Origin of the sequence: Azospirillum griseum (assembly GCF_003966125.1) — a bacterium.
In the GTDB taxonomy this organism is placed as follows: Bacteria; Pseudomonadota; Alphaproteobacteria; order Azospirillales; family Azospirillaceae; genus Azospirillum; species Azospirillum griseum.
In genome coordinates this window covers 41,533-68,506 of sequence record NZ_RXMA01000010.1, presented here as the reverse complement: position 1 = coordinate 68,506, position 26,974 = coordinate 41,533, and the positions used below count along the sequence as shown (strand labels likewise).

The window sequence follows — 26,974 nt, the reverse complement described above, 5'->3', positions numbered from 1 at the left end:
ACTATCCGCCGCCGCCGGTCAATCCAATCCTTTTTTTGCCCATCCCGTCTTTTCTCAGCCCCCGGTGGAGCCGCCGTTCCGGGCGCGGACGCAGCGTTCGATCCCGCCCAGATCGCGCAGCCGGGCGATGTCGCCCAACCCCTGGCGTTCCAGCAGGGCGGCGACATCGGCCGCCTGCCCCTGGCCGACCTCGAACGCCACCAGCCCGCCGGGAGTCAGCAGGTCCGGCAATTGGGCGGCGATGACGCGGTAGGGATCCAGCCCGTCCGGCCCGCCATCCAGGGCGCGCATCGGGTCATGCTCCCGCACCTCCGGGGCAAGGGCGGCGATGTCGGCGCTGGGGATGTAGGGCGGGTTTGACACAACGATGTCGAAACGATCCTTGATGTCACTGGCCCAATCGCCGGTTTGGAAGCGCGCCCGCGCCGCCAGCCCGTTGCGGTCGGCGTTGTCGCGGGCCGCCGCGACCGCCAGCGGGCTGAGATCGACCCCCAGACCGCGCGCGTTGGGCAGTTCCGACAGGAGCGCCAGCAGGATGCAGCCCGTTCCGGTGCCGAGATCCAGCAGGGTCAAGGCCGCGTCATGGTCCGGGATCGCCGCCAGCACCGCGTCCACCACCGTTTCGGTGTCGGGACGGGGTTCCAGCGTGTCGGGATTCAGGGCCAGATCGATCGTCCAGAACTCCCGATGCCCCAGGATGCGCCCCACCGGCTCGCGCGCCGCGCGCCGGTCGATCAGAGCCAGCGCGCGGGCCTGATCCGTCGCCGCTATAATTTGTTCCGATTTCGTAATGAAATCCGTGCGGGTGACGCCCAGCGCGTGTTCCAGCAGCAGCCGCGCGTCCAGATCGGGGGTGTCCACCCCCGCGCCGCGCAGGCGGGTTTCGGCCAGACGGCGCAGGGCGGACAGGGTGATCGTCACAGGGGGTCTCCGTTCGGGTGAAGCAGGGGCGGCCTCACCCCATGTCGGCCAGACGGGCGGCCTCATCCTCCGACACCAGGGCATCGACAAACTCGTCGAGCGCTTCGCCCGCCATCATCTTGTCGATCTTGTAGAGCGTCAGGTTGATGCGGTGGTCGGTGACGCGGCCCTGTGGGAAATTGTAGGTGCGGATGCGTTCGGAACGGTCGCCGCTGCCGACCTGGCTCTTGCGGTCGGCGGCGCGGGCGGCGTCCTTGGCGGCGCGCTCCAGATCGTACAGGCGGGCGCGCAGCACCTTCAACGCCTTGGCCTTGTTCTTGTGTTGCGATTTCTCATCCTGCTGGCTGACCACCAGCCCGGTCGGCAAATGGGTGATGCGCACCGCGCTGTCGGTGGTGTTGACCGACTGGCCGCCGGGGCCGGAGGAGCGGAACACGTCGATCCGCAAATCCTTTTCGTCGATGTGGATGTCCACCTCTTCGGCTTCCGGCAGAACGGCGACGGTGGCGGCGGAGGTGTGGATGCGGCCCTGCGCCTCCGTCGCCGGAACCCGTTGCACGCGGTGGACGCCGGATTCGAACTTCAGCCGGGCGAACACGCTGCGCCCGGTGATGTTGGCCGTCGCCTCCTTGTACCCGCCCACACCGGATTCGCTGACGTCCATCACCTCGAACCGCCAGCCGCGCAAACCGGCGTAGCGGCGGTACATCTCGAACAGTTCGGCGGCGAACAGCCCGGCCTCGTCCCCACCGGTGCCCGCGCGCACCTCCAGGATGGCGTTCTTTTCGTCGGCCTCGTCCTTGGGCAGCAGGGACAGTTGCACCCGGCGTTCGAACTCCGGGATGCGCTTGGACAGGTCGCGGAACTCCTCCTCCGCCAACGCCTTCATCTCGGCGTCGCCGTCGGGGTCGGCGATCATCTGGGCCAGATCGGCGGCTTCGCCCTTGGCCTTTTTCAGGGCCAGGATGGCGTCGGCGATGGGGGTAAGGTCGGCGTATTCCTTGGACAGCCGGGAAAACTCCCCGGAATCGACCAGACCGGCGGCGAGCGCGTCGCGCAGTTCGTCATGGCGGGCCACGACCTTATTGAAGGTGTCGTCCAGATTCACGTCGCTCGTCCTCATCCCTGTCCTGCCCGGCGCACTCCGTCGCCGCGCGTTCCTCCGCCACCCCGTCCAGATGGAACAGCCGGAACAGCAAGCGTTCCGCCGCCGCCCGTTCGGCCAGCCCCATCGCGTTCCCACCCTCCGGATCCGCCGCCAGTTCCCGCAGGGCTTCCGACGGGTGATGCAGCAGCCGGTTCACCAGCAGCCGGGTGGCCGATCCGGCGTCCAACCCGCTGTGATCGGCCAGCAGACGCCGCCGTTCCCGCTCGAAATGCGCCCGCAGCGCCGCCACGGCGGGCACGGCGGCCCGTTCGGCGCGGTCGCGGGCAAAGGCGGCGACCGCCTCCTCCACGATGCTCCAGGCGGCTTGCGTCGCCGCTTCGCGCCCGACCCGGCCTTGCAGCGCCACCCGCTCCAGATCGGCCAGATCATAGACGAAGGCCCCGTCCATCCCGGCCACCGCCGGATCGACGTCGGACGGGATCGCCGCATCGACGACGAAGATCGGACGGCGGCGGCGGCGCTTCAACGCCACCTCCACCATCGCGCTGGACAGGATATAGCGCCCCAACCCGGTCGCGGTCACGACGATATCGGCCCCGGCCAGCGCCGCGTCCAGATCGGCCCACGGCGCGAAATGGCCGGACAGCCGCCGCGACGCCGCTTCGGCCCGGCGGTCCACCGGGGCGGCGACGGTCAGGCGCGGCAAACCGGCCTCGCGCAGCCCGTCCAGCACCAGCGTGCCCATGTCGCCCAACCCGATCAGCAGGGCCGCGCAGCGCCGCAAATCGCCGTGCAGATCGCGCGCCACCTGGATGGCGGCGGCGGCGAGCGAGGTCGCCCCCTCCGCAATCGGGGTTTCGCTGCGCACCCGCTTGGCGGCGGCGTAGGCGGCCTGCAACACCGCCTCCAACTCCGGCCCGGTCACCCCCTGCGTCGCCGCCCCGCGATGGGCGGCCTTCAACTGGCCCAGAATGTGCGGCTCGCCGATGATCTGGCTGTCGAGGGAGCAGGCGACCGCGAACAGGTGGCGGATCGCCTCCGGCCCGGTGCGGATGTAGAGCTGATCGGTGAACTCCGCCGCCGCCATCCCGACCCGCTCCGCCATCACCGCCGCGATGGCCAACGCCGCCTCGTTCGGGCGGGGGTGGACGGCCTGAACCTCCACCCGGTCGCAGGTGCTCAACCACACCGCTTGCGTCACCCCGACGGCCCGCAACCGCTCCAGCACGCCCGGCACCTCCACGTCATCGGTCGCGAGGCGATCACGGATCACCCCGGAACAGGTCCGGTGGCTGGCGCCGATGACAAGATAGGATGCGGTGGTCACGCCGGGGGTCGTTTCATTCCTGCCAGTTGCGGGGGGATTGAATGAGAGAGGAAAGGTTTTATTTTTCCACAGATAAACACAGATGATCTTTATCGTGGCGAGGCGTGATCAGGTCAGGAACGCGCCTCACCACGATCACTAAAATTTCAATCCATTCTTCTATCTGTGTTTATCTGTGTTCATCGGTGGACAAAAACCCTTACCCCTCCGCCGCCGCTTTCGCCGCCTCGATCTCCGCCGCCTTTTTCTCGACCAGACCGACGAGGTGGGCGACGATGTCCTGGTCCTTCAGCCGGTGGTCGGTGACGCCGGACAGGTAGATTTGGTGGGTGTTGTTGCCGCCGCCGGTCAGGCCGATGTCGGTTTCCCGCGCCTCGCCCGGGCCGTTGACGACGCAGCCGATCACCGACAGGGTCAGCGGCGTGGTGATGTGGGCCAGACGGGCTTCCAGGATCTCCACCGTCTTGATGACGTCGAAATTCTGGCGGGCGCAGCTTGGGCAGGAGATCACCGTCACCCCGCGCCGCCGCAGCCCCAGAGATTTCAGGATTTCGTAGCCGACCTGCACCTCTTCCGCCGGTTCGGCGGACAGCGACACGCGCACGGTGTCGCCAATGCCCGACCACAGCAGCATGCCCAGCCCGATGGAGGATTTGACCGTGCCCGCGCGCAGCCCCCCGGCCTCGGTGATGCCGATGTGCAGGGGATAGTCGCAAGCCTCGGCCAAGCCCTGGTAAGCGGCCACGGCCAGGAAGGGATCGGACGCCTTCACCGAAATCTTGAACTCGCGGAAATCATTGTCTTCCAGGATTTTCGCGTGATTGAGCGCGCTTTCCACCATCGCTTCGGGGCAGGGTTCGCCGTATTTCTCCAGCAAATCCTGCTCCAGCGACCCGGCGTTGACGCCGATGCGCATCGAACAGCCGTGATCCTTGGCCGCCCTCACCACCTCGCGCACCCGCTCGGCCGAGCCGATGTTGCCGGGGTTGATGCGCAGGCAGGCCGCGCCGCTTTCCGCCGCCTCGATGGCGCGCTTGTAATGGAAATGGATGTCGGCGACGACCGGAACCGAAACCTGTTTGACGATGTCCTTGAGCGCCAGGGCCGATTCCCGGTCGGGGCAGGACACGCGGACGATGTCCACCCCCACCCGCTCCGCCGCTTGGATCTGCTCGACCGTCGCCTTGACGTCGGTGGTCGGGGTGTTGGTCATGGTCTGGACCGAAATCGGCGCGTCGCCGCCGACCAACACGTTGCCAACCCGGATCTGCCGGGACTTGCGGCGCAGAATCTGGCGATAGGCGCGAACGGACATGACAGACCTCTCACAAGCAACACCATCACGCCAGACATGCGGTCCGGCGCGATGGTTTCAAGCGTGGACCACGGGTCAGCGGCTCTTCACCACGCCGCTGGCGTCGATGGGAACGTCGCGCAGCACCATGCCGACCGACCCCAAGGGTTGGCTTTCCGCCCCGTCGGCGACCACCACCAGCCCACCGGCGTTGCCGGTGCGGATGCGCACGCCCACCTTGTCGGGCACGCGGTAGGTGTCGCCCGGCTTCAGCACGCGGGTGAACACGATCTCGTTGCCATCGCGGATTTGCAGCCAGCTTTCCTGGGTCGCCTTGATGATCAGCTTGGGATTCTGATTCTGCATCCCATAGACCTTGGCGTTCGGGTTGGCTGGCTCCGCCGGGGTGCGGGCGGCGTTCGCCCCCGTGGTATTGGCCGCCGCAGCGTTGGCCGCCGTTTGGGCGGCTTGCGCGGAAGCCGCCTGTGCGGTCGCCGCCGCCGCCAACGGCGTCGGCTCCTGCGGCGAGCTTTCCGAATCCTCGTCGTCCGCCGCGCTGGCGACCACCGGCGACGGGGTGGGCTTGATGGTGGGCAAGGGCGGAATCATCACCGGGGCCGCCGGGCTGGGCGGAAGCGCTGCCGCCGCAGCGGCCGCAGCGTTGGCGGCGGCGGCGCTGGTGGCACTGGCGGCGGTCGCCGCCCCGTTCGCGCCGGGCGTGGCGGGAGCGGTCGTGGTGGTCATGGTCCCATGGGCCGCCGGAGCCGGAGCGCCCAACGGCGCGGTCACGGTCGAACCGGACACCAGCGGCGGCACCGGCGGCGCAGCGGCGGTGGACAGGTTGGCGACCACCGGAGCCTGAACCGGAGCCGCCGGGGCGCTGTCGGCGGCGGAGGTCGGACCGCCGCTCTTCGTCGGCAGCGCGTCGAGCAACGACACCAGACGGTCGGGCAGACGCGGGACCAGATCGGCCATCGACCGGTCGGTCGCCGACAGATAATACCAGCCGCCATAGACGGCCCCGGCCAGGATCAGCGTCAGCAGCAGCAGGGTCCCGCCGGGGATCCGCTCCTCCGTCGCCGGGGTCGGCAGATACAGCTCCTGGTCGCGCATCGCGCCCGCCGCTTCGGCCTTGTACCGGGCGACGATGTCCACCGGATCCAGGCCGAGATATTCGGCGTAGGAGCGCAGGAAGCCAGCGGCGTAGGCCGATCCCGGCAAATCCTGATACCGGCCATCCTCGATGGCTTGCAGGTAAGGATAGCGGATGCGCAGCATCGTCGCGACGTCGCGCAGTTCATGCCCCATCGCCAGACGCGCGTCCCGCAACGTCTGCGCCACGGTCGGGCCGGTCGGGGTCGAATCGAAGCTGTCGAAAACCTTGCGCTTGGCCATGGAATCGCCGTCTGCTCGCCACTAGGCCCCGCCACCGGACGCCTTTGCCAAAAGGGGTACGACAAGCCACCCCTGCGGCGCAACCGGAATGACCGTGCGCGGGACGCATCCCCGGTGACAACGCCCGGCAAGCGTTGAAACGACCGTTCAGATGTCCACGCCGTGGTCCTTGGCGAAGGTTTTCAGCTTGTCGCGCAGGCTGTGGTCGCTGCCGAAATAGAGGCCGGTCATGTAATCGCGCAGCGCCGCCACCTCCAGCGAGCGCAGCATGGTCTTGACCGGGCCGACCGACGGCGGCGACATCGACAGGGTGCGGAAACCGACCCCGATCAGCGCCATGGCGTCCAGCGGCCGCCCCGCCATTTCGCCGCACAGGCTCAGCGACACCTTGTGCCTGGCGCATTCATCGACCAGACGGCGCAGCACGCACAGCATCGGCGGCGACAGCGAGTCATAGCGGGTGGAGGTGCGCGGGTTGCCGCGATCGGCCGCGAACAGATATTGCGTCAAGTCGTTGGAGCCGACCGACAGGAAATCCAGCTTCGGCAGCAGGGCGGGCAACTGCCAGAGCAGGGACGGCACCTCGATCATCGTGCCGACGCGCAGGCGGCTGGGAGCCTCCACCCCCTGGGCGGCCAGCCGCTTCAGCTCCAGATCCAGCAGACGGCGCGCGCCGTCGAACTCCGCCACCTCGGCGATCATCGGGAACATCACCGACAGCGGACGCCCGGCGGCGGCCAGCAGCAGCGCCCGCAGTTGCTGGCGCAGCAGCGACGGGTGATCCAGCCCGATGCGCACGGCGCGCCAGCCCAGGGCCGGGTTTTCCTCCGCCTCGCCGCTCATGTAGGGGAGTATCTTGTCACCGCCGACGTCCAGCGTGCGGAAAATCACGGGCTTGTCGCCCGCCTCGTCGATGATGCGGGCGTACAGATCGGTCTGCGCCTGCACATCGGGGTAGGACGAGCGCACCATGAAGGGGATTTCGGTGCGGTACAGGCCGATGCCCTCCGCCCCGCTGGCCTTCAGATGCGGCAGGTCGATCAGCAGGCCGCAATTCAACTGGATCGAAATCGGCACCCCGTCGCGCGTCACCGACGGCAGGCTGCGGATTTCGGCGTACATCTGCTCCTTGCGGTGCTGCAACGCCACCGCTTCGGAAAAGGCCATCTGGATGTCTTCGGCGGGCCGGATGAAGACCTGGCCATGGTCGCCATCGACGATCAGCTGGTCGAGCGGCTCGATCCGGTTCAGCGCCTCGCTGGCCTGGACAACCGGGATGTTCAGCGCACGGGCGACGATGCAAACATGGCTGGACGGCGTCCCCTCCTCCAGCAGCAGCCCGCGCAGGCGGGAGCGGTCGTAATCCAGCAGCTCCGCCGGTCCCATGGAGCGGGCGACCAGGATCATGTCATCCGGCTGGGTCGCGGCGTCGGCCCCGGAGGTCTTGCCCGCCAGATGCTGCATCAGCCGGTTGGTCAGATCCTCCAGATCCTGCACGCGTTCGCGGATGTAGGGGTCGGTCAGGTGGCTCATGCGGGCGCGGGTGTCGTTCTGCACCTGCTGCACCGCCGCTTCCGCCGTCAGGCCGACATGGATCGCCTCGCGGATGCGCGACAGCCAGCCGCGATCCTCGGCGAACATCCGGTAGGTTTCCAGAATGTCCAGCGATTCGCCCAACCCCGCCAGCGTCACCGCTTCCAGCAGGTCATCGATGGCGCTGTGCATGGTGACGAGCGCAGCGTTGAAGCGCTCCAGCTCCGCTTCGCTGTCCTCGGCCACCATCTGGCGGACGGTGAGTTGCGGGCGGTGGATCACCGCCAGCCCCATGGCCAGACCGGCGCTCATCGCCGTGCCGGACAGGCGGGCGGGCAACAGGACGGGATCGCCGGTGGTGGACACCTCCGACGGGCTGACCAGTTCGCTTTGGGCGATCAGTTCGGCCACCACCATCGCGATGGTCTGGAGGGTTTCGACCTCCTCCTCCGCATAGCCCCGGCGGTCCTTGTGCTGGATCACCAGCACGCCGCGCACCTTGCTGCCGCGCAAAATCGGCACACCGGCCAGCGACAGGAAGGGATCCTCGCCGGTTTCCGGGCGGTAGGCGAAGCTGGGATGGGATGGCGCGTTGTCCAGCGCCACCGGGCGGGCGTGGTTGGCGACGTAGCCGACGATGCCCTCGCCCACGCGCAGGCGGGTGTTGTGGACGGCGGTTTTGTTCAGGCCCTCGGTGGAGAACAGCTCCAGCACCTCGCCCGCGCGCATGACGTAGCAGGAGCAGACATCGGCCCTCATCTCCGCCGCGATCAGCGACACGATCTTGTCGAGCCGCTCCTGACCGGTCCCGGACGCGGCCATGATGTCGCGCAGAGAGGCCAGCAAACGCCGCGACGAGGCCCCATCGTAGGTCCTGCCCATGCTCTCCACCCCTTCCACCCTGCCGGGGCCGGGCGTGCCGCCCGGCGTCTCAACCCATTGGTCTTACCAGTACAACCCTCAGACTGCCCCAACCCGATGACGAACCGCCAGCGCCGTTTCAGCCTGGGCGATCAATTCGGCCAGAATGTCGGCCACCGGCTGTTCGCGGGTGACGAGGCCGACGCTCTGCCCCGCCATCAGCGATCCGAATTCGACGTCGCCGTCGATCACGGCGCGGCGCAGCGCGCCCGCCCAGAAATGCTCGATCTCCAACAGCCCTTCGTCGCGGGTCAGTTCGCCCGCATCGACCTTGGCGATCACCGCCCGTTGCCGGTCCAGGAACGCCTTGCTGCCCGCGTTGGCGAGCGCGCGCACGGGGATCACCGGGAAACGCGGGTCGATCTGCACCGACGCCTGCGCGTCGCGGGCCGAGGCGCGGATGAACGCCTTTTTGAAATTGGGATGCGCGATGCATTCGGTGGAGCAGACAAAGCGCGTGCCGATCTGCACCCCCGCCGCCCCCAGCTCCAGATAGGAGAGAATGGCTTCGCCGCGCCCGATGCCACCGGCGACGAACACCGGGACCTCGCGCAGATCGGGCAAGATTTCCTGCGCCAGCACGGTGGTGGAAACCGGGCCGATGTGGCCGCCCGCCTCCGTCCCCTCGATCACCAGCGCGTCGGCCCCCAGCCGGGCCAGACGCCGCCCGCTGGCCAACGTGGGGGCGAAGGCCATGGCCTTGGCCCCGCCATCCTTGATGCGGGTCAGCGTCGCGCCGGACGGCAAACCGCCCGCGATCACCACATGCCCCACCGCCTGTTCCCGGCAGACGTCGATCAGCCGGTGCAATTCGGGGTGCATGTTGATGAGGTTCACGCCGAACGGCTTGTCGGTCAACGCGCGGGTGGCGGCGATTTCCGCCGCCAGGGCGTCGGGCGGCATCGACCCGCAGGCCAACACCCCGAACCCCCCGGCGTTGGAGATCGCCGCCACCAGATGCCGTTCGGACACCCAGCTCATCGCACCGCCCATCACGGCGGTGCGTGTGCCGAGAAAGGCGCACCCGCGCGCCCAAAGCTGGTCGAGCCGCGCCCGTGCCGTGGTTTCGGTCATGGCCGACCCGTCCCGCCTTGTGTCAACGCCGCGATCAGGCGGCGTCCAGGCCGTAGGCGGTGTGCAGGGCGCGCAGCGCCAGCTCCGCATACTCCTCGGCGATCAGGACCGAAATCTTGATTTCCGAGGTCGAGATGACCTGAATGTTGATGCCCTTGTCGGCCAGCGCGCGGAACATGCGCTGGGCCACGCCCGCGTGGCTGCGCATGCCGACACCGATGACCGACACCTTCACGACGTTGGCGTCCGACACGATCCGCTTGAACTTCAAGGTTTCGTGCGCATCCTCCAGCACCTTGACGGCGCGGGCGATGTCGGCCTTGCCGACGGTGAAGGTCATGTCGGTGGACTTGCCGTCTTCCGACACGTTCTGCACGATCATGTCGACGTTGACGGCGGAATCGGTCAGCGGGCCGAAGATGCTGGCGGCCACGCCCGGCTGATCGGCGACGCCGACCAGCGTGATCTTCGCCTCATCGCGGCTGTAGGCGATGCCGCTCACAACTTCCTTTTCCACGATCTCGTCCTCGTCAACAACCAGGGTTCCGGGAAGCGCGCTGCCCGCAGCGGCTTCGAAGCTCGACAGCACCTGCACGCGCACGCGGTGGTTCATCGCCATTTCGACCGAGCGCGTTTGCAGCACCTTCGCGCCCTGCGAGGCCAGCTCCAACATCTCCTCGTAGGTGATCTTGTCGAGCTTCTTGGCCTTGGTCACGATGCGCGGGTCGGTGGTGTAGACGCCATCGACGTCGGTGTAGATGTCGCAACGGTCGGCCTTGACCGCCGCCGCCAGCGCCACCGCCGAGGTGTCGGAGCCGCCACGGCCCAACGTGGTGATCCGCCCGTCCTTCGTCACCCCCTGGAACCCGGCGACCACGGCGACTTCGCCGGTTTGCAGGGATTTTTCCATCTGGGTGGTGTCGATCGACACGATGCGGGCCTTGCCGTGCGTGTCGTCGGTGTAGATCGGGATCTGCCAGCCCGCCCACGAGCGCGCCGGAATGCCGATGGACTGCAGGGCGACGGCCAGCAGGCCGGACGTCACCTGTTCGCCCGAGGCCACCACGGCGTCGTATTCACGCGCGTCGTGCAGCTTGTCGATGTCGTTGCAGTATTTGACGAGCTGGTTGGTCACGCCGGACATCGCCGACACGACGACGGCCACCTGATGGCCCGCCTTGACTTCCTGCTCCACCTTTCGAGCCACGTTCTTGATGCGGTCGATGTCGCCGACCGACGTGCCTCCGAATTTCAGGACGATCCGCGCCATACCTCACACCAATCTCTGGCCGCCCCCAGCGCGTGGTTATGTCGCGTGGAACAGGGCGGCGTGCGGCACCCCCGCTCTACCGTTGCCGGCGCGGGGCGGCGTATCCATACTCTCTCGTTCACAGCGAGGCAAGGTTGCCCCGCATGCCAACCGTCCCTCTGTTATGGAATCCCGCCCCGATGACCGCGACCGCCCCTTCCCGCCCGTCCACCCCGGCTGACCGCGTTGGCGGCGGGGCCAGCACGATCGATCCGGCGGACGTCGCCCGTTTCTCGGCCATCGCCGCCGAATGGTGGGATCCCACCGGCAAATTCCGCCCGCTGCACCGGCTGAACCCGCTGCGCCTGACCTACATCCGCGACACCGTATGCCAGCGGCTGGGGCGCGACCCGCTGGCCCCCAGCCCGCTGGCCGGGCTGCGGCTGGTGGACATCGGCTGCGGCGGCGGGCTGCTGGCCGAACCCTTCGCCCGCATGGGGGCCGAGGTGGTCGGGGTGGACGCGTCGGACAAGAACATCAAGACCGCCGCCACCCACGCCGCCGAAAACGCCGTGACCGTCGATTACCGCGCCACCACGGCGGAGGCGCTGGCGGCGTCGGGCGAACGGTTTGACGTGGTGCTGGCGATGGAGGTGATCGAGCATGTCGCCGACGTGCCGCTGTTCCTGAAATCCTGCGCCGACCTGCTGGCCCCCGGCGGCGTCCTGTTCCTGGCCACCCTGAACCGCACGCCTAAAAGCTTCGCCATGGCCATCGTCGGGGCCGAATATGTCCTGCGCTGGCTGCCGCGCGGAACCCACAATTGGCGTCAATTCCTCCGCCCGTCGGAACTCGCCACCGCCGTCCGCGCCCACGGCCTGACCATGCGCGACCTGACCGGCGTCACCTACAACCCGCTGACCGACACGTTCAAACTGAACGCGCGGGATTTGGGGGTGAACTACATGGGGTGGGCGGAGCGGGGGTGAGGGAGGCGGTTTACAGGCGTTCCCCCCACCGGAATGGGAGAAGGTGATCATCGGCGCACGCTCCCGCCTCACCTTCTTCGGTAGAGTTTGCCCCGGTAATTTGCTATTTTCCGAGAATAGCTTTGCGCCGTGGCGCGCGTGCCGTCTGGGGCTGACGTACGCCACAATCACAAAGCCTGTGGCAGCGATTGCGACGGACGATGCATGGCTGAAGAGCTGAAGCTCAACAATCCCGACGAGTTGGAGGATTGGCTGAAAGACAAGCCCGCCGCTTGGTCGCAGATCATTGCCTTCCGCAGTGCATTGCGCGTATTGCCCGCATTAGGAGACCTAACCAACCCTCCACAGGTTGGACCCAAACTGAATCGCGATAAGAATTTAATCATCGTAGCCTTTCGATCAAACTTACTGTCATCGGCGCTACATACACACCAAGCTGATCGTATAATCTCTGCCGCCGCCGACGACGCCGCAGATGCTACGTACAGAGCGGTGAATAGCGCCGTCGGCAACGTTGCAGGAGCCATGCAAGCTGCCGCAGGAGCCGTGACAGCCGCAGGATGCGCCGCAGCCGCCAGCGCCGCCGCCCACGATGACGACGTCGAGGTTGCCAGAAACTGTGCCACCCAAACCGTCGGCAGCGCGACCTACGCCGCCGCCGATGCCGCCTACGAAGACAATGACGACTACAAAGACGATGACGGCGTGCGCCGTCTTTGGTTATCGATATCCCTTGATGCGCTTTGGCTTGAGTTACACAAGGAATTTCCTAGCCCAAAACGGAGTGCCCTTCTGGCAAGGCAACCGCTTTGGCATGGGAACGCCCCGAAAAGACTTCAAGCCAAATGGCATCATTTGGCCAACAGCGAGCTTGCCACACGTCACAGATTCGAGTGCTGGATCCGATGGTATGAGGCTCTTTCTCCCTTCGACGCGACAACAACTCCACGGGACGCCTTTGGTGAAGCCCTGACAAGGCGCATTGCTACGCAGTCCAACGTGTGGTGGAAGCGTCCAGCCGAGGAAATCAACACCGACATCGCGCGCTGGTTGGCGGAGGAACAGACCGTCCCATCCCCCCCGCCCACCGATGACCTTTCCATCCAACTGACCGAAGCGTTGGACGCCCTCCCCGGCCAGCAGCCCGCCCCTTATCAGTTCGATTGGCGCGACGGGCGCATGGTGGTTCTGCCGCCGGACGCGTTGCCGGAAGATGGTGGACTGGCGCAGGATTTTTTGGACGAAACCCGCGAGAAGGCGGGCGGTCTGTTCGAGCGGTTGGAGCGAACCAACACCGATCCCGACATCCGCCGCAAGATTGGCAAATTGTTGGACGTGTTGACTGAACGGGTTACCGATCTGCGCCCAGCGTTGGTCAAGTCCCGCAGCCTGTCCATCACCGCCTTGGCCGACGCCCACAACACCCCGCAGGACGAACGGGAATTGTCCGCTGGGGTGTTGGCCGACTTGATCGACCTTGACCTCACCGCCAAGGAATTGTGCGCCAGCCTACCCGATCTGGCTCGCCAGGACATCGAGCGGCTGGTTGACGCCATGGCGTCCGTGGAAGACGCGGAAACCGCCCGCAGCGGCCTGGACGCCATCCGGCGCGGCGCCGAAGAGGCCGAACTTCTTGGCCCCGACGCCCGAGCCGCTTTGGCCGGATTGTCCGAAGACGCCGCCGAACCCGCCGTTCCGGCGCTGAAAAAACGGCGGGTCGCACTGTTGATGGCGACGGTGCGCAACCTATTGCTGAAGGCGCTGCGCGTGCCGGGCATGGCGGTCAAAGCCACAGCCGGGGCGCTCTGGCGCTTCATGAAGGACTCAGGCAAGGAGTTTCGCGGGCTTCTGGTGAAAGGAACCGCCTACAGCCTGCTCGTCGCCGCTGGCACCGCGCCGCTTTACTTCGTCGCCACTCAGACGGAGGCGATCAGCGTCGTTGCCCGCTATGCGGAGGGGTTCAAAGACATTGAACAAATCCTGAAACTGGCCGGAAGGCTGAGGACACCGCCGGAATAATCATCCGCAGGCTCAAGGAGGCAGGCGGAGGTGGGCGCTCAGGCGGCGCGTTGACGCCCCCACTCAATCCTCGTAAAGCGCGGCCAGCGGCAAAGTGAGGTCCAGCGACGTCAACGCGACGTCGCCCTCCGTCACGATGTCGGCCACCCAATGGGGGCCGTCACGGCGGTAAATCTCGACACGGCGGTCGTCCTGGGCCACCAGCACGATTTCCCGCAGGCTGGGGATTTTCTGGTAGTTGGCGCGCTTTTCCCGGCGGTCGACGGCCTCCGTGCTGTCGGACAGGACCTCGACGATCAGGGCCGGGGCGTGGACCACGTAAGGATCATCGTCGCCGGGCGCGCAGGTGGCGACCACGTCCGGGTAATAATAGGCGTTCGCGGCCTCGACCCGAACCTTGACGTCGTTGAGATAAGCGTCGCAACCCCGGCGGAGCGCGGCTTGCCGGATGGCGTGGCCGAACCGCGCCACGATCTGCGCGTGCCGTCGGCTGGCCCCGACCATGGCGAAGACCTCGCCATCGACATACTCGTGACGCACCTCCGCCACCCGTTCCGCTGACAGGTAGTCGTCCGGGGAAATCCACGGCTTGCGCAGCGCGTTCGTCATGCCGCGCAGTCTACCCCACCCCAGCGCCCCGCGCCACCGCGCGCGCCCACCGCCACGCCAAAGAAAAAGGCCGCGCGACGGAGGCGGCGGCCCTTTTGAATTCCGGTGTTGAGGCCCCCGTCACGCGGCGGGGGTGGCTTCCTGCTGGGTGGTCAGCAAGGCAAAGATCGCGTCGCCGGATTGCGCGCCGCGCAGTTTTTCGCACATCGACTGATCGCGCAGCAGCCGCGACACGCGGGCCAGCGCCTTCAGGTGGTCGGCACCCGATTGATCGGGGGCCAGCAACAGAAAGACAAGATCGACCGGCTGCTCATCGATGGCGTCAAAATCGATGGGCCGCTCCAAACGGGCGAAGACGCCGTGGACGCGGTCGAGGCTGGACAGTTTGCCGTGGGGAATGGCGATGCCATGCCCCACGCCGGTCGTGCCCAGCCGCTCGCGGTCCAGAAGGACGTCGAAGATCGTCCGCTCGGGCTGTCCGGTCAGCTCGGACGCTTTGCGCGCCAGCTCCTGCAAGGCCTGCTTTTTGTTGCCGGCCTTCAGGTGCGGGAGGATGGCTTGCGGCGTGATGAGGTCGAGCATGACGGTTCGGGCCGGACGTCGGAGCCGGGGATCAGGCCCCGGCCTTCTCCGCCGGATCGACCCAGCCGATGTTCCCATCGGCACGGCGGTAGACCATGTTCAGACGGCCGTGCGCGCCGTTGTGGAACATCAGCGCCGGGGCCTGGGCCAGTTCAAGGCGCATCACCGCCTCGCTGACCGACAGGGTGGCGATGGAGGTTTCCATTTCGGCGACGACCATCGGGTGGGCGGCGTCGGCCGGAACCTCTTCGTGATGCTCCTCCGCCTCGGCTTCCAGGATCTGGTAGCGGGCGGGGATGACCTCGGCAGCGCCGTTTTCGCTGTGGTGGTCGCGCAGGCGGCTCTTGTAGCGGCGCAGACGCTTGGCCAGCTTGTCGCACGCGGTGTCGAACGCCGGGTACGGCTCCGTCGCGTCCGACGCGCTTTGCAGGACGATGCCACGGCCCACATGGACCTGAATATCGGCCTTGTACAGGTGCGCGTCCTTGGTCAGGACGACGTTGGCTTCGATCGGCTTGTTGAAATACTTGCCGACCACGGCGTTCAGGCTGTCGGCCACATGGGTGCGCAGGGCGTCGCCCACGTCAAGCTGCTTGCCTTTGACGGTCAGTTGCATGTTGGAACGTTTCCAAAAATTGATCCGCTGGGGACGGTGTAAAGACGGCTGGATCTCGCGTGCGGGGCGGGACCTTAGTGACGGTTGTGGAGCCTGTCAACGAAGCCCACACCATGCAAGTCCCGCTACATACGTGACATCTTGGCGCGGCGCCTCTGCACCGATGACGGTATTTTCATAGCTTCACGATACTTCGCAACGGTCCGCCGCGCAATGTCGATCCCTTCGCTGCGGAGGATTTCGACAAGTTTATCATCGGACAAGACGTCTTCGGCCTTTTCGGCGTCGATCATGGTTTTGATGCGGTGCCGAACCGCTTCTGCGGAATGGGCGGCCTGACCATCGGCCCCCTGGATCGAGGAGGTGAAGAAATACTTCAGTTCGAACACGCCGCGCTGCGTGGCCATGAACTTGTTGGTCGTCACCCGGCTGACCGTGCTTTCGTGCATGCCGATGGCCTCGGCGATGTCGCGCAGGATCAGCGGCTTCAGGTGCGAGACGCCGTGGATGAAAAAGGCGTCCTGCTGGCGCACGATCTCGCTGGCCACCTTCAGGATGGTGGTGGCGCGCTGGTGCAGCGACTTCACCAGCCAGTTGGCCGACTGGAATTTCTCGGTCAGATACTCCTTGTCCGCCTTGTTCTTGGTGGAATCGGAGATTTTGGCGAAATAGCGGTGGTTGACCAGCACGCGCGGCAGCGTGTCCGGGTTCAGATCGATCAGCCAGCCGCCGCCGGGGTTGGCCCGCATCAGGATGTCGGGCGTCACCAGTTGGGCCGGGGTGTGGTCGAACAGCATCGCCGGTTTGGGGTTCAGCTTGCGGATGTCGGCGACCATGTCGGCCACATCCTCCGCGTCCACCCCGCACACCTTCATGATGGCGGGCAGGTTGCGCGCCGCCAGCAGATCAAGGTTGTCGAGCAGCGTTTCCATTGCCGGATCCAGCCGGTTCTTTTCCCGCAACTGGATCGCCAGGCATTCCTTGAGCGAGCGGGCGAAGATGCCCGCCGGATCGAAGCGCTGGCAGGCGGCCAGCACCCGGTCCACCCGCGCGGCGTCGCAGCCCAACTGCCCGGCCAGGATCTCCGCGTCGAAGCCGACCAGCCAGCCCGCCCCGTCCAGCATATCGATCAGGGCCAGCCCGATGAGCTGGTCGCCATGGTCGGGCAGGTCGATCTTGAGCTGTTCGATCAGATGCTCGCGCAGGCTCTTTTCGCCGGTCAGCGTCGCTTCCAGATTCGAGTCGTCGTCGTCGAATCCGCTGCGCCCGCCCCGGTCGCTGTAGGAGCCATACACCTCGTTGCCACCGTCCGACCCGTCGGAAAAACGGTCGTCGGAATAGACATTCTCGAAATCGGTGTCGAGCGGGGCTTCGGACGACGCGCCCATGGTTTCCGACGAGGTCATCTCGACCGTGTCGCGGGTGCGTCCGTCGGTCGGCGGCGCGGCCGGTCCGTCGTCGCGCCCGTTCAGCCCGTCGGCGCTGCCGCCGAACTCGCCGACCGGCCCGTCCAGCCCACCGCTGATCTCCCCCGCCGCCGCGTCGCCGCCGTCGCCGGGGCCGCTGTCGCGCTCCAGCAGCGGATTTTGTTCGATCTCGCGATCGACGAAATCCGACAGCTCGATGTTCGACAGTTGCAGCAGCTTGATCGCCTGCTGCAACTGCGGTGTCATCACCAGGGTTTGAGCTTGCCGAAGATCGAGCCGTTGCGCGAGCGCCATGGGTGGGAAACCGAAAGCTAGAGGCTGAATCGGTCGCCGAGATAGACCTTGCGCACACCTTCGTGCGCCACGATCTCTTCGGGACCGCCTTCCATCAGTACGACCCCATCGTGCAAGATGTATGCCCGATCCACAAGGTCCAAAGTCTCACGGACGTTGTGATCGGTGATGAGGACGCCGATGCCCCGGTCGCGCAGATGACCGACCAGCTCGCGGATGTCGTTGACGGCGATGGGGTCGATGCCCGCCAACGGCTCGTCCAGCAGGATGAAATGGGGTTGCCCGGCCAGGGCGCGGGCGATCTCCACACGCCGCCGCTCACCGCCCGACAGGGCCAGGGCCGGGGCGCGGCGCAGATGGGTGACGGAGAATTCGGCCAGCAGCTCGTCCAGCATCGCTTCGCGGGCGTCGCGGTCGCTTTCCACCACCTCCAGCACCGAACGGATGTTGTTCTCCACCGTCATGCCCCGGAAGATCGAGGCCTCCTGCGGCAGATAGCCGATGCCCAGCCGGGCGCGGCGGTACATCGGCAGGGCTGTGATGTCCTGCCCGTCCAGGGTGATGGAGCCGGAATCGGCGGCGATCAGCCCGGTGATCATGTAGAAGCAGGTCGTCTTGCCCGCCCCGTTGGGGCCGAGCAGCCCCACCGCCTCCCCCCGCTGGACGCTGACCGAAACGTCGCGCACGACCGGCCGTTTTTTGAAGGACTTGCCAAGATGGCGGGCGATCAGGCCCTCCCTCGGCGTGGCGCTGTCCCCCAGCGTGGGGGGGGTGCGGGGCGGTTGGGTCACGGTTTTTTCCCGTCAACTGGCTTCGGGGGGGCCTTGCCGTCGGCCTCCGGCTTCTGGCCGGAAATCAGCAGGCCGTTGACCCGCCCGGCGTTGGGGCCGGCGATGACCCGGTTGACCTTGGTCGTCATGTTCATTTCGGCGGATTCGCCGTTGATCTGGTTGTCGCCGCGCGTGATCTTCACGTTGCCGATCAGAACCGCGACGTTGTCGGCGATGGAATAGATCAACTTGTCAGAGACCGCGACGTCGTTGATCGTCGTCACCACCACGTTGCCGGACCCGTCGATGCGTTCCATCTGCGTCGATCCGTCGGGCATCTTCTTCAACTGGCCGATCAGCACGTCGGCGCGCATGCGGTCGGTGCCGCGCACGGCCACGGCGTCACCACGCGCCACCGTCAGTTCCCGCGCCTCGTAATATTCGAGGCTGTCACGGGCGGTGACGACGTCCTTGGTGGTGATGAGCTTCAGCGCCTTGCCGGTGACGACGGCGATCTGCTTGTCGACATCATACACGCCACGGTCGCCGAACACCTGCTGGGTCGGGCTGACCAGCCGCACCGATCCCTCGGCCACCAGTTGGAACACCTCGTTCCCCTTGCCGGGAACCTCGCGGTAATAGGCGGTCAGCACGTCGGCATAGACGGTGGATTCGCCGCGCTTGGCCGACGCATTGCCACGGGCGACATAGGCGCGGACATCCTGGTGCCATTCGATGGCCTGATCGGCGTTGACCTCCACCGGGGTCTTGCCCGCCGCCATGCCCGGCAGCCCCTGGGCCAACGCCCCTTCGACCATTCCGCCCCCCCCGGCCATCAGGGCCAAGGCCAACCCGGCGGCGCGGCAGGCGCGCAGAACCCCGTCCGGCGTGCTCGGCGCGGCGAATCCCGCTCCCGGTTTGCCCCATCGCTGCATCACCGCTTCTTTCCTCCCGGACGCTCTGCCGCCTGAACCTCGGCCTTGGACTGATTGAGGAAGACCACGGTTTTGCCATGGTCGGTCATACGAAAGCCCTTGGCGTTGATTTCGCCCTGCGGCCCCTGCCCGACAACGGGGACGTTGCCCCACGCGTTGCCCTTGCGGATGTCGGTTTCCGCCTCTTCCGTCGTGAACTCGCTGCCGTCGTCGCGCAGGAAACGGACATGGCCACGCATCAGCAGAATGCCCGTGACCTGATTGTACCATCCTTTGTCCGAACGGATCGTCACCCAGGTGCCGCCCGTCTCGGTCAATTCCGCTTCGGGCAGATCCAGCAGAACGATGTCGGGCTGGTCGGTGGATTTGTCAGCCTGGGCGGCCACCAGGGAAAAGGGCTGGTTGTGTTCATCCACGCTGAAATAGCGCGGCTTGACCATTTCCGTCTGCCCCTTGTCGGCGGCGATGCGCGGCGTGGGGACGCTGTTCAACGATGGCCACGCCGCAAGAACCGCCACCAGCGCCAGCGCCGACGCGGGCAGCACGACCTTCATGCCGGTGACGAAACGGCTGTACAGGCGACTGACCGGGCGGGTGTCGCGACGGCGGTGGACCCGCTTGGCGGCGGCCAGCGCCGGACCGGGGCCGCGTTGATCGGACCCTGGAGCCTCGGTGGTCATGAAGACGCCCCTTTCCCGTTGGTCCGGCCGATCAGGCCGCGCCCGCGCGCAGGCAATCGTGGATGTGCACGATGCCCAGCGGCCGGTCGGCCTCGATCACGAACAGGGTGGTGATCTGCTTGTCGTTCATCACCCGCAGCGCCTCGGCGATCAACGCCTTGGGGCGAATCGTCTTGGGCCGGGGTGACATGATGCGGTCGGCCCGTTCGGACAGAAGTTCCGGGGCCAGATGGCGGCGCAGGTCGCCGTCGGTGATGATGCCGATCAGCGCCCCTTGCGCGTCGGTGACGCCGACGCAGCCCAGCCGCTTGGCCGTCATCTCCAGGATCACCTCGGACAGGGACGCGTCGAAGCGGCAGAGCGGCAGCCCGTCGTCCTTGTGCATGATGTCCGTCACCTTCAGCAGGGCGCGGCCCAATTGCCCACCGGGGTGGAATTCGCGGAAATCGGCGGCGGAAAAGCCGCGCCGTTCCAGCAAGGCCACCGCCAGCGCGTCGCCCAGCGCCAGCATCAGGGTGGTGGAGGTGGTCGGGGCCAGCCCCAGCGGGCAGGCTTCGGGGGCCGAGGGAAGGATCAAGGCCACATCGGACTGTTCACCCAGAGCCGAAGCGTCGCGGCTGGTGATGCCGATCAGGGGAATGTCGAATCGCCGGGTGTAGGCGATGATGTCCGACAGCTCGTGCGTGTTGCCGGAATTGGACAGCGCCAGCACGGCGTCGCTGCGGGCGATCATGCCCAGGTCGCCGTGGCTGGCCTCGCCGGGATGCACGAAGAAGGCCGGGGTGCCGGTGGAGGCCAGCGTCGCCGCGATCTTCCGCCCGACATGGCCGGATTTGCCCATGCCGGTGACGATGACCCGCCCCGACACACCACCCAACAGGTCAAGCGCGCGCAGGAACGCGCCGTTCAGGCCATCGGCAAGCGCGCCCAACGCCTCGGCCTCCGTCCGCAGAACACGGGCCGCGCAGGCGAGATCATCCTCTGGGCGGCGCGCGCCCGTTTCGGATGGTCCCGGCACGGCGGTGTCGTCGGCCACGGACGCCGTGGCGGCAAGCCGACTGGTCAAATCGGTGATCAACTCCGCGACCTCATTCATCAGGCTGGACATGAACGCAGTGGGCCTTCGGCAAAGGAGCGCAGACGGCGAAACCGCCGGGGGAACCCGACGGTCTCCGCGCCCGCAGTATGCCCACCGCCGCGCGCCGGGTCAAACCCGGCCCCGTCCGATACGGGGCCGGAGCCATGATCCTGCGCGGATTCCGGTGGATCAGTGCGCCAAAATGTCCGGGATTTCCCAGCCGCCCAAATCCAGCTCGCCACGCGCGGGCAGGAAATCGAAGCAGGCCTTGGCCAGATGGGTGCGGCCTTCGCGCGCCAGCATGACGTCCAGCTTGGCCTTCAGATCGTGCAGGTGCAGCACGTCCGAGGCGGCATACTTCATCTGCTCGGCGTTCAGGTCGGCGGCCCCCCAATCCGAGGACTGCTGCTGCTTGGACATCTCCACGCCCAGCAGATCCTTGCTCAGATCCTTCAGCCCATGCTTGTCGGTGAAGGTGCGGACCAGCTTGGACGCCACCTTCGTGCAATAGATCGGCTGGCAGGTGATGCCGAGATAGGCCTTCATCACCGCCACGTCGAAGCGAGCGAAGTGAAACAGCTTGGTGACGGCGGGGTCGGTCAGCAGCCGCTTGAGGTTGGGGGCGTCGTATGCGCCCTGGCGGAACTGGACCAGATGGGCGCTGCCGTCGCCGGTCGACAATTGGACCAGGCACAGACGGTCGCGGTGGGGGTTCAGCCCCATGGTTTCGGTGTCGATGGCGATGGCGTTGTCGCGCGCGGTGGCGGCGAGGTCGAGGCCATCCGGCAGATCGCCGACGTGCAATTCAATGGACATGGTCGCTTCCCGGAGTGTCAGGCCCCCGGCCACGGACCCCAGAAACGACGAACGCCGCTCTGCACTGTTTCCCTCTTGCGAAGGAGTTGTGCATGCGGCGCAGCCGGGTAGAAAGAAATGGTGCCCAGGAGAAGACTCGAACTTCCACGACATTTCTGCCACAGGTACCTGAAACCTGCGCGTCTACCAATTCCGCCACCTGGGCTTCGGTGCTCGGTGTGGGGCGTTTTCTAATGATCCGGCCCGGCAGCGTCAACATCTATTTTCACCCGCCTTGCATTTTTTTGAACCGCGCCCGCCCGCCCCATTGCCCGGCCTGCGGCATCCGGGCAAATCCCCAGCGGCGCAAGGGCTAGCTTGGCGCGGGCGCATTCGCTATAAGCTTGCGCGGAATTCATGGCACAGCGGGCTGATCGGCGCGCGGGCGCGGCCCCGCGAACCGCGTGACGCCATCAGCATGGGGAGACGGTCGATGTCCATTCGCACTCAGGTTATCACGGTGTTCGGCGGCTCGGGCTTCATTGGCCGCCACCTGATCCGGCGTCTTGCCAAGTCCGGCGCCATCGTCCGCATCGCCACGCGGAACCCGACCAAGGCGGCGTTCCTGAAGACGGCGGGCGCGGTCGGCCAGATCGTTCCCTTCGCCACCGACGTGACCAAGGATGAATCGGTCGCCCGCGCGCTCCAGGGGGCGGACGTCGCCATCAACCTGATCGGCGTGCTGTTCGAACGCGGTGCGCAGACCTTCCAGGCCGCCCATGTCGACACCCCGGCCCGCATCGCCCGTCTGGCCGCCGCCAACGGGGTTGGCCGTCTGGTCCATGTCTCGGCCCTGGGGGCGGACGCCGGGTCGGCCTCCTCCTACGCGCGGTCGAAGGCGGCGGGCGAACAGGCGGTGCTGTCGGCCTTCCCGGCCGCCACCATCCTGCGCCCCAGCGTCGTGTTCGGCCCCGAGGACGGCTTCTTCAACAAGTTCGGCGCGATGGCCCAGATCGCCCCGGCCCTGCCGCTGATCGGCGGCGGCACGACCCGCTTCCAGCCCGTCTATGTCGGCGACGTGGCCGAGGCCATCACCGCCGCCCTCAGCCTGGACAGCGCCAAGGGCCGCAGCTTCGAGCTGGGTGGCCCGCGCGCCTACAGCTTCAAGGAGCTGCTGCAACTGACCATGAAGGAGGTTCACCGCAGCCGCTGCCTGGTTCCGGTCCCCTGGACCGTCGCCGAAACGTTGGGCGGTGTCCTGGAAAAGGTGCCGGTGCTGGCCCCGGCGCTGACCCGCGATCAGGTCGAGTTGCTCAAGCGCGACAATGTGGTGTCGCCGACCGCCGCCGGTTTCGCCGACCTGGGCATCACCGCCCTGTCCTCCTGCGAGGTCGTTGTCCCGACCTACCTCGCCCGCTTCATCGTCGGTGGCCGCAACCCGACGGTTCCCGGCGGCGCGCACTGAGCCAAGCGAACGAATGAGATGGGGCACCCGGAGGACCGCCGGGGTTGCCCCATTCGGGTTTTCCCCCCTTGGATGCGGGTGTTTCCATTCCCAGATGATTTGACAGACCGGCAAGCCACGCCTATGCTTCCCGCTTCAGATTCTGGGAAGCGCCCCCGTCTGAACCTGAAGCGCTGGCGTGTCTGTTCCGCAAAGGCTTTGGAGACGGTCCGGTGTCCTGGAAGAACAACAGCAACAGCCAAAACACGCTTCTTGGCTTTTCCACATCCACAACTTCGGATCGTGCTCACCCTGGGATGGCCGCGCATCCGGTTGCCCTGTCGCCGGAACGCCGTCCTTTGCAGCATCAGACGCCCGCCCTGAGGCACGAACCGGTTGTGATCCAAAGGCAGCCGACAGCCGAGTCGCCGCCCTCTCATCTGCGCTTGGCCAGCCGCGAGGAGTTGTACGACACCAGCCGTGGCGTTATGGCTCTGTCACGGGTGCGTGTTCGGTCGCTGTCGGATGAAGACAAGCGCGATCTCGATCTGGTGATGGCGGAGCTGGAGCGCGAGCAGCCTCCTGCTTTAATTTCAGCTGGGGTCACTACACCGCCGGAAGAGCAGTTATCGATTGGTCGAAACGTTACACAGGTGACTTTCGCCACCACCGCACCCTACAAGCACAATCCCACGTTAAACCCGTTGACACTGAAATCGCCCTTATTCGATTTGGCACAAGCCATCCACGACGATTGCCCTGACGATTTAATAGTCGAAATTCTTGACAGCCAGGGCACTCGCATAGCCGTGTTTGGCACAGAGGAAGAGGATGGGGTTGAGCTGTTTTAACGGCAACTGAATCCCATCGGTTGAACACAGTTGCCATGAAACACGTGTGCTGGCAGGGTGTTGAAATCACCCTAGCCTCCGGTGTGCGATGACCGAGCCTGTGTTGGTTGATTTTAATAAGATTACTTTTCCTCCCGATCCATCTGAAATCAGCGGACTTATGGTCGCATTAGAAAAAATAGTCAAAGATCCATACACTTGTGACAAACAACGCATGGTAGATGGCGAACTTCTAAACATCGTTTCTGCCCACGCTACATTTTCACCCAACGTCGTTGGCGGAATCATTTACCAAGTGCGTCAAAAAACTCCACCAACAGGGACCTACTACATGGTTGCAGGAAAGCCCTCAACCACGCCTTACACCCTGGTCACAATCAAGCGTATGGTGGTCTCTCGGCGATAATCCGCCGGACCACCACACACGCATCACAAATACAGCGCCGCCAGCATCACCGCGCCGACCGCGATGCGGTACCAGCCGAACGGGGCGAAGCCGTAGCGCCCGACGAAATCCACCAGCGTCTTGACCACCAGCGCCGCCGCCAGGAAGGCGACGACGAAGCCGACGGCGATCAGCAGCCCGCTGTCGAGGCTCATCAGCTTCCAATTCTTGTAAAGGTCATAGACTGTCGCCCCCGCCATGGTCGGGACCGCCAGGAAGAAGGAAAACTCGGCGGCCACCTTGCGGTCCACCCCCATCAGCAGCGCGCCCAGGATGCTCGCCCCGGACCGCGACACGCCGGGAATCAGCGCCAGGCACTGGCACAGGCCGATCTTGAGCGCGAGCGGGGCCGGAAACGACTCGATGGCGTGGTAACGCGCGGTGGGAACCACCCGTTCGACCAGCAGGATCGCCACGCCGCCGACGATCAGGGCGACGCTGACGACCGTGGGGTTGAACAGCACGCTCTTGATGTAGCCGTGCAGCCCCGCCCCCAACACCATCGCGGGCAAAAAGGCCAGCAGCACCGACAGCACGAAGCGGCGGGCGGCGGGATCGTCCTTCAGCCCGACCGCAACCCGCCACAGGCGGGCGAAATAGACCACGCAGATCGCCAGGATCGCGCCCAGCTGGATCACCACCTCGAACACCTTGCCGGGCGGGCCGTCGAACCCCAGCAGCGTGTCGAGCAGGATCAGATGGCCGGTGGAGGACACCGGCAGAAACTCGGTCACGCCCTCGACGAGGCCGAGCAGGATGGCGTCAAGATATTGGTCGATCAGCATGCGCGGAAACGCCTTGGCTGCGGGTTGGGAGGCTTCGCGGCGGCTTATAGCAGGGACCAACCGGCTTGGCGACCGCAGGGCGGTTTTCCGCCCTTTTTGGTCATAGGTCCGATTTGGGACTAATTTTCTTTCACTTTTGCGGCGCTCCACCGGAAACGCCACTGCCCGCACGTCATTGCCGATGAAAAGGTCAACAAACAGGACCTTTCGTCGTTTTTGTGCTTTCGCCGCATCGCGGCATGCGTTATATGACGAGGACCCGCACAAGCGCGGGTGTTCGGTTTCAACCCAACCGACGGCGCACCGGCATGCCCGACGCCGCCCGGTCAGGCGACCGCCCGCAAGCGCGCGACGCCACGCAACAGGAGCAGAGGTCATGGCGAACCAGAAGATGTTGGGCTTTGTGCACACCGCGCAGACCATGCCCGACAAACGCTCCGCTGCGGAGCGCCGCCAGGACTTCAACGAGATTTACGCCCGCTTCAGCACCGAACGCGCCAACGAGCAGGCCAACCGCTGCTCGCAGTGCGGCGTTCCCTTCTGCCAGGTGCATTGCCCGGTCTCGAACAACATCCCCGACTGGCTGCGCCTGACCGCCGAAGGCCGCCTGGAAGAGGCGTATGAGGTCAGCCAGGCCACCAACAATTTCCCGGAAATCTGCGGTCGCATCTGCCCGCAGGACCGCCTGTGCGAAGGCAATTGCGTGATCGAGCAATCGACCCACGGGGCCGTCACCATCGGCTCGGTCGAGAAGTACATCACCGACACCGCGTGGGAACAGGGCTGGGTCAAGCCGCGCACGCCCTCGCGCGAGAACGGCCAGTCGGTCGGCATCATCGGGGCCGGTCCCGCCGGTCTGGCCGCCGCCGAGGAGCTGCGCGCCAAGGGCTACGCCGTCCATGTCTATGACCGTCACGACCGCATGGGCGGCCTGCTGGTCTATGGCATCCCCGGCTTCAAGCTGGAAAAGGACGTGGTGGGCCGCCGGGTCAAGCTGCTGGCCGACGCGGGCGTCGTCTTCCACCCGAATTTCGAGGTTGGCCGCGACGCCAGCCTCGCCGATCTGCGCGCCAAGCACGTCGCCGTGCTGATCGCCACCGGCGTCTACAAGGCCCGCGACATCAAGGCCCCCGGCTGCGGCCTGAAGAACATCGTGCCCGCGCTGGAATACCTGACCACCTCCAACAAGGTGAGCCTGGGCGACTCGGTCGCGGCCTATGACGACGGCTCGCTGAACGCCAAGGGCAAGAAGGTCGTGGTTCTGGGCGGCGGCGACACCGCGATGGATTGCGTGCGCACGGCGATCCGCCAGGGCGCCACGTCGGTCAAGTGCCTCTACCGCCGCGACCGCAAGAACATGCCCGGCTCGCAGCGCGAGGTGGCGCACGCCGAGGAAGAGGGCGTCGAATTCGTCTGGCAGGTCGCGCCGGAGGGCTTCACCGGTGAGGACGTCGTCACCGGCGTCCGCGCCGTGCGCATCCATCTGGGTGTGGCCGACGCCACCGGCCGCCAGACCCCGCAGGTCATCGAAGGGTCGGAGTTCACCGAACCCGCCGATCTGGTCATCAAGGCGCTCGGCTTCGAGCCGGAGGATCTGCCCGGTGCCTTCGGCGCGCCGGACCTGACCGTCACCCGTTGGGGCACGCTGCTGGTCGATCACCGCACCAAGATGACCGCCATCGACGGCGTGTTCGGGGCCGGTGACATCGTGCGCGGCGCGTCGCTGGTGGTCTGGGCCATCCGCGATGGCCGCGACGCGGCGGACTCGATCCACGCCTACGCCCAAGCGCTGAAGGCGGACGCCCTGGCGACGGCGGCGGAATAACGCATGTT

At 66.3% G+C, this 26,974-nt stretch carries 24 protein-coding genes and 1 tRNA gene; 6 read left to right on the top strand and 19 right to left on the bottom strand.

From position 1 onward, the window contains the following. Positions 1–54: 54 nt before the first annotated feature. From prmC to EJ903_RS12410, 8 genes are all read right to left on the bottom strand, one after another. On the bottom strand, positions 55–915 hold the full coding sequence (gene prmC, locus EJ903_RS12445; RefSeq protein WP_126615880.1) for a peptide chain release factor N(5)-glutamine methyltransferase: 861 nt from the start codon (positions 913–915) through the stop codon (positions 55–57). Positions 916–955: 40 nt separating this feature from the next. Beyond that, positions 956–2,029, bottom strand: coding sequence for a peptide chain release factor 1 (prfA, locus tag EJ903_RS12440; RefSeq protein ID WP_126615877.1), 1,074 nt, complete (start codon positions 2,027–2,029; stop codon positions 956–958). After that, entirely contained in the window at positions 2,004–3,356 is a 1,353-nt protein-coding gene (hemA, locus tag EJ903_RS12435; RefSeq protein ID WP_126615640.1) for a glutamyl-tRNA reductase, read from the bottom strand. The genes prfA and hemA overlap by 26 nt, the downstream gene beginning before the upstream one ends. A 199-nt stretch (positions 3,357–3,555) precedes the next feature. Then, positions 3,556–4,671 (bottom strand): flavodoxin-dependent (E)-4-hydroxy-3-methylbut-2-enyl-diphosphate synthase, encoded by a 1,116-nt coding sequence (gene ispG / locus EJ903_RS12430; RefSeq protein WP_126615638.1) that lies wholly within the window; start codon positions 4,669–4,671, stop codon positions 3,556–3,558. A gap of 75 nt (positions 4,672–4,746) precedes the next feature. Continuing rightward, positions 4,747–6,045: a helix-turn-helix domain-containing protein gene (locus EJ903_RS12425; RefSeq protein ID WP_126615636.1), complete on the bottom strand. Its 1,299-nt coding sequence runs from the start codon at positions 6,043–6,045 to the stop codon at positions 4,747–4,749. A gap of 147 nt (positions 6,046–6,192) precedes the next feature. Beyond that, positions 6,193–8,460: a phosphoenolpyruvate--protein phosphotransferase gene (gene ptsP / locus EJ903_RS12420; protein WP_126615634.1), complete on the bottom strand. Its 2,268-nt coding sequence runs from the start codon at positions 8,458–8,460 to the stop codon at positions 6,193–6,195. 78 nt (positions 8,461–8,538) lie between these two features. Beyond that, complete coding sequence (locus EJ903_RS12415; protein WP_126615632.1) at positions 8,539–9,573, bottom strand: NAD(P)H-dependent flavin oxidoreductase; 1,035 nt, start codon at positions 9,571–9,573, stop codon at positions 8,539–8,541. Positions 9,574–9,607: 34 nt separating this feature from the next. Next, positions 9,608–10,843, bottom strand: a complete 1,236-nt coding sequence (locus EJ903_RS12410) for an aspartate kinase (protein ID WP_126615630.1) — start codon at positions 10,841–10,843, stop codon at positions 9,608–9,610. A 179-nt stretch (positions 10,844–11,022) separates the two neighbouring features. On the opposite strand from EJ903_RS12410, the gene ubiG reads away from it, so the two are divergent. Together ubiG and EJ903_RS12400 are read left to right on the top strand one after the other, a co-directional pair. Beyond that, on the top strand, positions 11,023–11,811 hold the full coding sequence (gene ubiG / locus EJ903_RS12405) for a bifunctional 2-polyprenyl-6-hydroxyphenol methylase/3-demethylubiquinol 3-O-methyltransferase UbiG (protein ID WP_126615628.1): 789 nt from the start codon (positions 11,023–11,025) through the stop codon (positions 11,809–11,811). A 204-nt stretch (positions 11,812–12,015) separates the two neighbouring features. Further along, the gene (locus EJ903_RS12400) at positions 12,016–13,830 is read left to right on the top strand and encodes a hypothetical protein (RefSeq protein ID WP_126615626.1); all 1,815 of its coding nucleotides are present in this window, start codon (positions 12,016–12,018) and stop codon (positions 13,828–13,830) included. Positions 13,831–13,893: 63 nt separating this feature from the next. Here EJ903_RS12400 and EJ903_RS12395 read toward each other — a convergent pair whose 3' ends face one another. From EJ903_RS12395 to EJ903_RS12350, 10 genes are all read right to left on the bottom strand, one after another. Beyond that, entirely contained in the window at positions 13,894–14,439 is a 546-nt protein-coding gene (locus EJ903_RS12395; RefSeq protein WP_126615624.1) for a Uma2 family endonuclease, read from the bottom strand. 120 nt (positions 14,440–14,559) lie between these two features. After that, the gene (gene ptsN / locus EJ903_RS12390; RefSeq protein ID WP_126615622.1) at positions 14,560–15,021 is read right to left on the bottom strand and encodes a PTS IIA-like nitrogen regulatory protein PtsN; all 462 of its coding nucleotides are present in this window, start codon (positions 15,019–15,021) and stop codon (positions 14,560–14,562) included. A 31-nt stretch (positions 15,022–15,052) separates the two neighbouring features. Beyond that, entirely contained in the window at positions 15,053–15,637 is a 585-nt protein-coding gene (gene hpf, locus EJ903_RS12385; RefSeq protein ID WP_126615619.1) for a ribosome hibernation-promoting factor, HPF/YfiA family, read from the bottom strand. Positions 15,638–15,762: 125 nt separating this feature from the next. After that, positions 15,763–17,358 (bottom strand): RNA polymerase factor sigma-54, encoded by a 1,596-nt coding sequence (gene rpoN, locus EJ903_RS12380; RefSeq protein WP_126615617.1) that lies wholly within the window; start codon positions 17,356–17,358, stop codon positions 15,763–15,765. 17 nt (positions 17,359–17,375) lie between these two features. Beyond that, a complete protein-coding gene (gene lptB / locus EJ903_RS12375; RefSeq protein ID WP_126615615.1) occupies positions 17,376–18,149 on the bottom strand; it encodes an LPS export ABC transporter ATP-binding protein in 774 nt (257 codons plus the stop codon). Next, on the bottom strand, positions 18,146–19,063 hold the full coding sequence (locus EJ903_RS12370; RefSeq protein ID WP_246015525.1) for an LptA/OstA family protein: 918 nt from the start codon (positions 19,061–19,063) through the stop codon (positions 18,146–18,148). The genes lptB and EJ903_RS12370 overlap by 4 nt, the downstream gene beginning before the upstream one ends. Continuing rightward, the gene (lptC, locus tag EJ903_RS12365) at positions 19,063–19,743 is read right to left on the bottom strand and encodes an LPS export ABC transporter periplasmic protein LptC (protein ID WP_126615613.1); all 681 of its coding nucleotides are present in this window, start codon (positions 19,741–19,743) and stop codon (positions 19,063–19,065) included. The genes EJ903_RS12370 and lptC overlap by 1 nt, the downstream gene beginning before the upstream one ends. Positions 19,744–19,774: 31 nt before the next feature. After that, complete coding sequence (locus tag EJ903_RS12360; RefSeq protein WP_246015509.1) at positions 19,775–20,851, bottom strand: KpsF/GutQ family sugar-phosphate isomerase; 1,077 nt, start codon at positions 20,849–20,851, stop codon at positions 19,775–19,777. A gap of 159 nt (positions 20,852–21,010) precedes the next feature. Next, entirely contained in the window at positions 21,011–21,637 is a 627-nt protein-coding gene (locus EJ903_RS12355) for a ribonuclease D (protein ID WP_126615611.1), read from the bottom strand. Positions 21,638–21,755: 118 nt separating this feature from the next. Beyond that, positions 21,756–21,842: transfer RNA gene (locus tag EJ903_RS12350), tRNA-Leu, on the bottom strand. 267 nt (positions 21,843–22,109) lie between these two features. Here EJ903_RS12350 and EJ903_RS12345 point away from each other — a divergent pair. From EJ903_RS12345 to EJ903_RS12335, 3 genes are all read left to right on the top strand, one after another. Beyond that, on the top strand, positions 22,110–23,081 hold the full coding sequence (locus EJ903_RS12345; RefSeq protein WP_126615609.1) for a complex I NDUFA9 subunit family protein: 972 nt from the start codon (positions 22,110–22,112) through the stop codon (positions 23,079–23,081). Between the two features lie 212 nt (positions 23,082–23,293). Next, positions 23,294–23,911: a hypothetical protein gene (locus EJ903_RS12340; protein ID WP_126615607.1), complete on the top strand. Its 618-nt coding sequence runs from the start codon at positions 23,294–23,296 to the stop codon at positions 23,909–23,911. A gap of 88 nt (positions 23,912–23,999) precedes the next feature. Beyond that, positions 24,000–24,317 (top strand): hypothetical protein, encoded by a 318-nt coding sequence (locus tag EJ903_RS12335; RefSeq protein ID WP_126615605.1) that lies wholly within the window; start codon positions 24,000–24,002, stop codon positions 24,315–24,317. Positions 24,318–24,340: 23 nt separating this feature from the next. Here EJ903_RS12335 and EJ903_RS12330 read toward each other — a convergent pair whose 3' ends face one another. Continuing rightward, entirely contained in the window at positions 24,341–25,141 is an 801-nt protein-coding gene (locus tag EJ903_RS12330) for an undecaprenyl-diphosphate phosphatase (protein WP_126615603.1), read from the bottom strand. 376 nt (positions 25,142–25,517) lie between these two features. On the opposite strand from EJ903_RS12330, the gene EJ903_RS12325 reads away from it, so the two are divergent. Beyond that, positions 25,518–26,966: an NAD(P)-dependent oxidoreductase gene (locus tag EJ903_RS12325; protein WP_126615601.1), complete on the top strand. Its 1,449-nt coding sequence runs from the start codon at positions 25,518–25,520 to the stop codon at positions 26,964–26,966. Positions 26,967–26,974: the final 8 nt, after the last annotated feature.

What these genes read in the sequence shown, in the direction of transcription:
- ubiG (WP_126615628.1), top strand. Translation starts at nt 11,023, where the DNA reads ATGACCGCGACCGCCCCTTCCCGCCCGTCCACCCCGGCTGACCGCGTT.
- EJ903_RS12395 (WP_126615624.1), bottom strand. Translation starts at nt 14,439, where the DNA reads ATGACGAACGCGCTGCGCAAGCCGTGGATTTCCCCGGACGACTACCTG.
- ptsP (WP_126615634.1), bottom strand. Translation starts at nt 8,460, where the DNA reads ATGGGCAGGACCTACGATGGGGCCTCGTCGCGGCGTTTGCTGGCCTCT.
- ispG (WP_126615638.1), bottom strand. Translation starts at nt 4,671, where the DNA reads ATGTCCGTTCGCGCCTATCGCCAGATTCTGCGCCGCAAGTCCCGGCAG.
- lptC (WP_126615613.1), bottom strand. Translation starts at nt 19,743, where the DNA reads ATGACCACCGAGGCTCCAGGGTCCGATCAACGCGGCCCCGGTCCGGCG.
- EJ903_RS12415 (WP_126615632.1), bottom strand. Translation starts at nt 9,573, where the DNA reads ATGACCGAAACCACGGCACGGGCGCGGCTCGACCAGCTTTGGGCGCGC.
- EJ903_RS12400 (WP_126615626.1), top strand. Translation starts at nt 12,016, where the DNA reads ATGGCTGAAGAGCTGAAGCTCAACAATCCCGACGAGTTGGAGGATTGG.
- EJ903_RS12370 (WP_246015525.1), bottom strand. Translation starts at nt 19,063, where the DNA reads ATGCAGCGATGGGGCAAACCGGGAGCGGGATTCGCCGCGCCGAGCACG.
- ptsN (WP_126615622.1), bottom strand. Translation starts at nt 15,021, where the DNA reads ATGCTCGACCTCATCACGCCGCAAGCCATCCTCCCGCACCTGAAGGCC.
- EJ903_RS12325 (WP_126615601.1), top strand. Translation starts at nt 25,518, where the DNA reads ATGGCGAACCAGAAGATGTTGGGCTTTGTGCACACCGCGCAGACCATG.
- EJ903_RS12335 (WP_126615605.1), top strand. Translation starts at nt 24,000, where the DNA reads ATGACCGAGCCTGTGTTGGTTGATTTTAATAAGATTACTTTTCCTCCC.
- hpf (WP_126615619.1), bottom strand. Translation starts at nt 15,637, where the DNA reads ATGCAACTGACCGTCAAAGGCAAGCAGCTTGACGTGGGCGACGCCCTG.
- EJ903_RS12345 (WP_126615609.1), top strand. Translation starts at nt 22,110, where the DNA reads ATGTCCATTCGCACTCAGGTTATCACGGTGTTCGGCGGCTCGGGCTTC.
- rpoN (WP_126615617.1), bottom strand. Translation starts at nt 17,358, where the DNA reads ATGGCGCTCGCGCAACGGCTCGATCTTCGGCAAGCTCAAACCCTGGTG.
- EJ903_RS12355 (WP_126615611.1), bottom strand. Translation starts at nt 21,637, where the DNA reads ATGTCCATTGAATTGCACGTCGGCGATCTGCCGGATGGCCTCGACCTC.
- EJ903_RS12330 (WP_126615603.1), bottom strand. Translation starts at nt 25,141, where the DNA reads ATGCTGATCGACCAATATCTTGACGCCATCCTGCTCGGCCTCGTCGAG.
- EJ903_RS12360 (WP_246015509.1), bottom strand. Translation starts at nt 20,851, where the DNA reads ATGTCCAGCCTGATGAATGAGGTCGCGGAGTTGATCACCGATTTGACC.
- EJ903_RS12410 (WP_126615630.1), bottom strand. Translation starts at nt 10,843, where the DNA reads ATGGCGCGGATCGTCCTGAAATTCGGAGGCACGTCGGTCGGCGACATC.
- EJ903_RS12425 (WP_126615636.1), bottom strand. Translation starts at nt 6,045, where the DNA reads ATGGCCAAGCGCAAGGTTTTCGACAGCTTCGATTCGACCCCGACCGGC.